Genomic DNA, 6131 nt, shown 5'->3' with positions numbered 1-6131 from the left:
CCGCCACGGCCGGCTCGCCGGGGCGGCCAGCGCACCGGCGAGCACCGATCCGTGGCCCTGGGTGACGGCGGCCCGGGCCAGCGCCGAGACCGTGCGCCCGGGGCCGGGCCCCACGCCCTGCGCGAGCGCCGAGGAGACCGAACTGATCCACCGCTGGCTGACCGGCGCGGGCGTGCGCCTGGTCGGCCTCGACGGCCGGTGGGCCTCCCCGGTGACCACGGCGGCCAGGCATATCGCCCTGCTGAGCGGCTGACCGCCGCACCGGCCGCGGGGCTCCGGCTGACGCGGCCGGCTGGCCTAGGCTGCCTGGCCGCCAGGCGGCCAGGTGGCCGGATGGCGTCGGCGCCGCTACCGCGCGAGCCGGCCGAGCAGGGCGCTCGCCGCCAGGATCGTCACCCCGGCGGAGCCGATCAGGACGACGAAGTCGAGCGGCAGGTGGGAATGCGTGCCGATCAGCAGGCCGCGCAGCGCGTCGACCAGATAGCTCAACGGGTTGAGATAGCTGACCACCCGTACCCAGGACGGCATGATGTCGACCGGGTAGAGGGCGTTGCTGGCGAAGAACATCGGCATCATGATTGCCTGGCCGATGCCCATCAGCCGGTCCCGGGAGAGCACCAGCCCCGCGATCACGATGGACAGGCAGGCGAAGAACGCCGCGCCGATCACCACCGCCACCGCGGCGCCCACCAGCTTCAGCGGGTTGGCGGTCAGCCCGACGCCGAGCACCGCCGCGAGCAGCACGACGACGAACACCTGGATCAGCGCGCGCACCCCGGCGGCGAACGCCTTGCCCGTGACCAGCGCGGTGCGCGGTGTGGGCGTGACCATGAGCTTGGCCAGCACGCCCGCGTCCCGGTCCCAGATGATCTGGATGCCGTAGAAGATCGAGATGAACAGCGCGGACTGGGCGAGGATCCCCGGTGCCAGGTAGTCCAGGTACGGGACGGATCCGGTCGGGATGGCGTGGACGCGGTTGAACGTCACACCGAAGACCAGCAGCCACAGCGCGGGCTGGACGGCTCTGGTGTAGAGCTCCACCCGGTCGTGGCGCAGCTTCTGCAGCTCCACCAGGGACAGCGTGGCCAGCCGGCGCAGCAGCAGCCGGGCCGCGCCCAGCCGGCTGGTGTCGAAGTCGTCGTCGACGAGGCCGCCGGGCCAGGCCCTGTCGGCCGCGTTCCCGGCGGTCCGGGGATCCCGCTCCCCCGGAGCGCTAGCCAACCCGGCGGGCGGCACGGCGGGTGTGCTGGACGCCACGGAAATCACCTGCCTCGTTGCCGTTGCCGGCGAGCGCATCGCCGGTGTGGTGCCGGAACACGTCCTCCAGGCTGGCCCGCGCGCCCAGCGCGGCCTTCAGCTCGCCGGGCACGCCGATGACCTGCACCCGGCCGGCGTGCATCAGCGCGACCCGGTCGCAGAGGACGTCGGCCTCCTCCATGTAGTGGGTGGTCAGCAGTACCGCCATGCCGTGCTCCTCGCGCAGGCGCAGGACGTGCTCCCAGACGCTGTCGCGGGCGATCGGGTCGAGCCCGACGGTCGGCTCGTCGAGGATGAGCAGCCGTGGCGCGTTGACCAGGGCCTGGGCCAGTTCCAGACGGCGGACCATCCCGCCCGAGTAGGTGCGTGCCAGCCGGTCGGCGACGTCGGTCAGGCCCATGGCCGCCAGCGCCTGGTCGACCCGGGCCCGTCGCTGCCGGCGCGGGACGTCGAACAGGCCGGCGAACAGCGCGACGTTCTCGCGTCCGGTCAGCCCGCTGTCCGCGGAGAGCATCTGCGGTACGTAGCCGATCAGCCGCCGGGTCCGNGAGCCGCTGGCGGGCCGCGTCCACCCCGAGCGCGAGCGCGAGGGCGGTGGGACGGGCGTCACGGATGGCGCCGATGGCCCGCGCGAGCGTGGCCGCGTCCCAGTTCTCCCGCTCGGCCTGGGCCGCGGCCAGGGCGACCCCGAAGGCACCGGCGGCACCAAGGGCGGGAGCGCCGCGGACGGCCAGCCGCCGCACCGCGGCGACGAGTGCGTCCACGTCGGTGACCTCGAGGTGGACGAGCCGGGCGGGCAGCGCGGTCTGGTCGAGCAGGCGGATGCCGTTGCCCGTCCAGGAGACAGGCCGGCCGACGGGAGTCATCCACAGCACGATATGCCGCCGGCCGGGGCAGCCCGGGTATGTCCGGTGGTGAGATCGCAGGTCCGTAACGGACGTCGACCGGCTGTCCGGCTGTCCGGCGGACGCGGGGCATACGGGCGTCCGGGGAGCGGGGCGGATGCCGGTGGCGACGACACCGGCGGGAATTGATGATCTGGTGGGCGAGAGTCGTTTCGGTAGGTGGTGATCTGGTGGGTGACGATCTGACGGGTGACGGCGATCTGGTGGACGCCGACGGGTGGCCGGCCGGCCTGCGCGTCGCGGGCGAGGCGCTGGCCCGGGAGGCGGCGCGCTACGCGTCCCTCGGCTGGATGCGGGCGACCTCGGGGAACCTGTCGATCGTGCTGTGCCGGGCCCCGCTGCGGCTCGCGGTCACCGTGAGCGGGCTGGACAAGTCCGAGCTGCGTGCCGGGGACGTGGCCGTGGTCGACGCCGCGGGTGCCGCCCGGCCGGTCGGGCCGGCCCGGCGGCCGTCGGCGGAGGCTGCGCTGCACGCGCGGCTCGCCGAGGCCGCCGGCGCGCAGGCGGTGGTGCACGTCCACACGATCGCGTCGGTGCGGGCCGCCGAGCGCTGGCCGGGCGGTGTCGAGCTCGAGGGCCTGGAGATGCTCAAGGCGCTGGGACGTGGCGCCGACGGCGACCGTGTCCGCATCCCGGTGGTGGACAACAGCCAGGACATGACCGACCTCGGTGACCGGATCGTGGCGCTGCGGGATCCGCGAACCCCTGCCATACTGATCGCCCGACACGGCCTGTATGCCTGGGGGGACGATCTCGGCGCGGCGAGGCGGCACACCGAGGCCGTCCAGTGGCTGCTGGAGTGGGCACTCGCCGACGGATGAGCATTTATCACCCTTATTGATGAATATCAAGAAAAGTTACGTGATTTAAGTCACAGTATAGGTGATGTTGACGATCTCGTGACCGGCGTGTGAAAGTCGATACCGTGTATATCCCGGTGGTGCTCGTAGGGCGGGCCCATATTGATTTCGCCGGGGTGAGTTCGGCCATCTGTACGGCTTCCTGAGCCTGTCCCGCCCCTGTCTCCGGCCCGGACCCCCGGTACGGTTCGTACCGATCATCCGATATGTATGGACAATATGGTCGGTGGATCCGCCCGACAGGTGTATTCACGCCCATGAGATGAGGTGCAACCGTGTCCCGTCGACTCTTCACGTCGGAATCCGTTACCGAAGGACATCCCGACAAGCTCGCCGACCAGATCAGCGACGCCGTTCTCGACGCTTTTCTCGCTGGTGACCCGCGGTCCCACGTCGCCGTCGAGACTCTGCTGACGACCGGCCTGGTGCATGTTGCCGGCGAGGTCACCTCCGAGATCTACGTCGATATTCCGAGCGTCGTCCGCAACAAGCTCATCGAGATCGGCTACGACTCGTCCACCAAGGGGTTCGACGGGTCGACGTGCGGGGTGACCNGTGTCGATCGGGTCGCAGTCGCCCGACATCGCCCAGGGGGTCGACACCGCCCACGAGGCCCGGGTGGGCGGCGCCGGCGAGGACGAGCTCGACCGCCAGGGCGCCGGCGACCAGGGCCTGATGTTCGGCTACGCCTGCGACGAGACCCCCGAACTGATGCCGCTGCCGATCGCGCTCGCCCACCGGCTCGCCCGCCGCCTGTCCGCCGTCCGCAAGGAGGGCCGCATCGGCTACCTGCGCCCCGACGGCAAGACCCAGGTCACCATCGAGTACGTCGGCTCGCCCGGGTCCGCCGTGACGGCTCCGTGCCCTATCTGCGCCCGGACGGCAAGACCCAGGTGACCATCGAGTACGACGGCGACCGGCCGGTCCGGCTGGACACCGTCGTCGTCTCCACCCAGCACGCGGCCGACATCGACCTCGACACCCTGCTCGCGCCCGACATCGCCGAGTTCGTCGTCACCCCGGAGCTGGCCACCCTCGACATCGCCACCGACGGGCACCGGCTGCTGGTCAACCCGACCGGCCGGTTCGAGGTGGGCGGCCCCATGGGAGACGCCGGCCTCACCGGACGGAAGATCATCGTTGACACCTACGGGGGGATGGCCCGCCACGGCGGCGGTGCCTTCTCCGGCAAGGACCCCTCCAAGGTCGACCGCTCGGCCGCGTACGCCCTGCGCTGGGTGGCCAAGAACGTCTGGCTGCTGGTCAACCCGACCGGGCGCTTCGAGATCGGCGGCCCGCAGGGCGACGCGGGCCTGACCGGCCGGAAGATCATTATTGACACCTACGGCGGGTACGCCCGGCACGGCGGCGGTGCCTTCTCCGGCAAGGACCCGTCCAAGGTCGACCGGTCGGCCGCGTACGCGATGCGCTGGGTCGCCAAGAACGTCGTCGCCGCCGGGCTCGCCCGCAGGTGCGAGGTACAGGTCGCCTACGCCATCGGCAAGGCCGAGCCGGTTGGCCTGTTCGTGGAGACCTTCGGCACCGAGCAGGTGCCGGTACCCACGATCGAACAGGCGATCTCGGCGGTGTTCGACCTCCGCCCAGCCGCGATCATCCGGGATCTGGACCTGCTGCGGCCCATCTACGCGCAGACCGCGAGCTACGGCCACTTCGGCCGGGAACTCCCCGACTTCACCTGGGAGCGCACCGACCGAGTCGAACAGCTACGAGCCGCCGTCGCCTGACAGGGACCGTACCCGCGTACCCNCGGCGGGCCGCTGTCGGCGGGCTCGCGGGCGGCGGGCAGGGCGCCGGCGGTGCGGATGCGGGCTGGGGAAACCCGTGTGAACGTAGGGCGCATGGCGTCGATGACCCAACGGGAATGGCGTGTCTTCCTCTCGGCCGGTACGCATACCGGGAAGCTCGCGACGGTCCGCCGGGACGGCCGGCCCCACGTGGCGCCGATCTGGTTCGTCCTGGACGGTGAGGACGTGGTCTTCACCACCGGCGCGGACAGTGTGAAGGGCCGGGCGCTGCGCCGGGAGGGGCGGGCCAGCCTGTGCGTGGACGACGAGAACCCGCCGTACTCCTTCGTGCTGGTCGAGGGGAGGGCGAGCGTCTCCGAGGATCCCGCCGAGCTGCTGCGCTGGGCGACCGCGATCGGTGGACGCTACATGGGCGCGGACCGGGCCGAGGAGTTCGGCCGGCGCAACGGTGTGCCCGGGGAACTGCTGGTCCGGCTGACCCCGACAAAGGTGATAGCGCAACGTGACGTAGCGGGCCCGTGACACGCACGCGACATCAGGAGACCCACGGTATGGCTGGGCCGGCGGACCGCTGGAATGGTCCGCCAGCGGTTACTCCTGGTCGCTCTTTCTGGCCACGCCGGCAAACTGCCAGGTGGTGCGTGTGTCGTCCTCGCTCGGACGCCACTGCCAGGGCCGGACGAGACCGGGCTCGACCAGGTCGAAGCCGGTGAACAGGGCTTCGATCCGCTGGTGCGGACGGAAGACAAAGGGCGAGGTGGCGTTTTTGTACACCTGCTCGACCCGGGCCACCTGGTCGGGTGGCGAGCCCTCCGCGGTCGCATGTGTCAGAGCGATGTAGGAGCCGGGTGCCAGCAGGTTCCGGAACGTGGCGATGATGCCGGCCGGGTTCTCCTCGTCGGTGACGAAGTGGAAAACGGCGATGAACAGGACGGCAACCGGCCGGGAAAAGTCGATGAGAGCGCGTAGGTCGGGGCGGCCGAGGATTGTGTCGGGATTGCGTAGATCAGCGGTGATGAAAGTTGTGGTGGTGTTGCTGGCCAGCAGGGCTCGGCCGTGTGCCAGGACGATCGGGTCGTTGTCGACGTAGACGACACGGGCGTCGGGGTTGACCTGTTGGGCGATCTCGTGCACGTTGCCCTGGGTGGGCAGGCCGGCGCCGATGTCGATGAACTGGTCGATGCCCGCCTCGGCCAGCCACCGTACGACGCGACGAAGGAAGAACCGATTCTCCCACGCCGCATCAGAGGTGATCTCGATGCCTACGGCTTCCTTGATTTTTTCGGCGGCTTCCCGGTCGACCGAGAAGTTGTCCTTACCACAATGCCGCTAAGATAAGATCC

General features: G+C 70.6%; 6 protein-coding genes and 2 pseudogenes. 5 read left to right on the top strand and 3 right to left on the bottom strand.

What is annotated here, in order from left to right; translation table 11 throughout:
* Positions 1-253, top strand: a pseudogene (locus FrCorBMG51_RS31605) (DEDD exonuclease domain-containing protein); the annotation flags it as partial.
* A 95-nt stretch (positions 254-348) separates the two neighbouring features.
* Here FrCorBMG51_RS31605 and FrCorBMG51_RS17195 read toward each other — a convergent pair.
* Positions 349-1257 (bottom strand): ABC transporter permease, encoded by a 909-nt coding sequence (locus FrCorBMG51_RS17195; RefSeq protein WP_013874379.1) that lies wholly within the window; start codon positions 1255-1257, stop codon positions 349-351.
* Entirely contained in the window at positions 1214-1771 is a 558-nt protein-coding gene (locus FrCorBMG51_RS27095) for an ATP-binding cassette domain-containing protein (protein ID WP_052914777.1), read from the bottom strand. Before FrCorBMG51_RS27095 ends, FrCorBMG51_RS17195 begins: the two co-directional genes overlap by 44 nt.
* Before the next feature lie 107 nt (positions 1772-1878).
* Between FrCorBMG51_RS27095 and FrCorBMG51_RS29040 the strand changes: the two genes are divergently transcribed.
* The 4 genes and pseudogenes from FrCorBMG51_RS29040 (at position 1879) to FrCorBMG51_RS17175 (ending at position 5310) form a co-directional block, all read left to right on the top strand.
* On the top strand, positions 1879-2175 hold the full coding sequence (locus FrCorBMG51_RS29040) for a hypothetical protein (RefSeq protein ID WP_162233236.1): 297 nt from the start codon (positions 1879-1881) through the stop codon (positions 2173-2175).
* Positions 2176-2332: 157 nt separating this feature from the next.
* Positions 2333-2983, top strand: a complete 651-nt coding sequence (gene mtnB / locus FrCorBMG51_RS17185; RefSeq protein ID WP_235433675.1) for a methylthioribulose 1-phosphate dehydratase — start codon at positions 2333-2335, stop codon at positions 2981-2983.
* 314 nt (positions 2984-3297) lie between these two features.
* Positions 3298-4767 (top strand): annotated as a pseudogene (locus FrCorBMG51_RS34000) (methionine adenosyltransferase).
* A gap of 123 nt (positions 4768-4890) precedes the next feature.
* Complete coding sequence (locus FrCorBMG51_RS17175) at positions 4891-5310, top strand: PPOX class F420-dependent oxidoreductase (protein WP_235433674.1); 420 nt, start codon at positions 4891-4893, stop codon at positions 5308-5310.
* Between the two features lie 69 nt (positions 5311-5379).
* Here FrCorBMG51_RS17175 and FrCorBMG51_RS17170 read toward each other — a convergent pair whose 3' ends face one another.
* Positions 5380-6048: an SAM-dependent methyltransferase gene (locus FrCorBMG51_RS17170; protein ID WP_235433684.1), complete on the bottom strand. Its 669-nt coding sequence runs from the start codon at positions 6046-6048 to the stop codon at positions 5380-5382.
* Positions 6049-6131: the final 83 nt, after the last annotated feature.

The organism is Protofrankia coriariae (genome assembly GCF_001017755.1).
Lineage (GTDB): Bacteria > Actinomycetota > Actinomycetes > Frankiales > Frankiaceae > Protofrankia > Protofrankia coriariae.
This window is presented reverse-complemented; position numbering and strand designations above follow the sequence as displayed.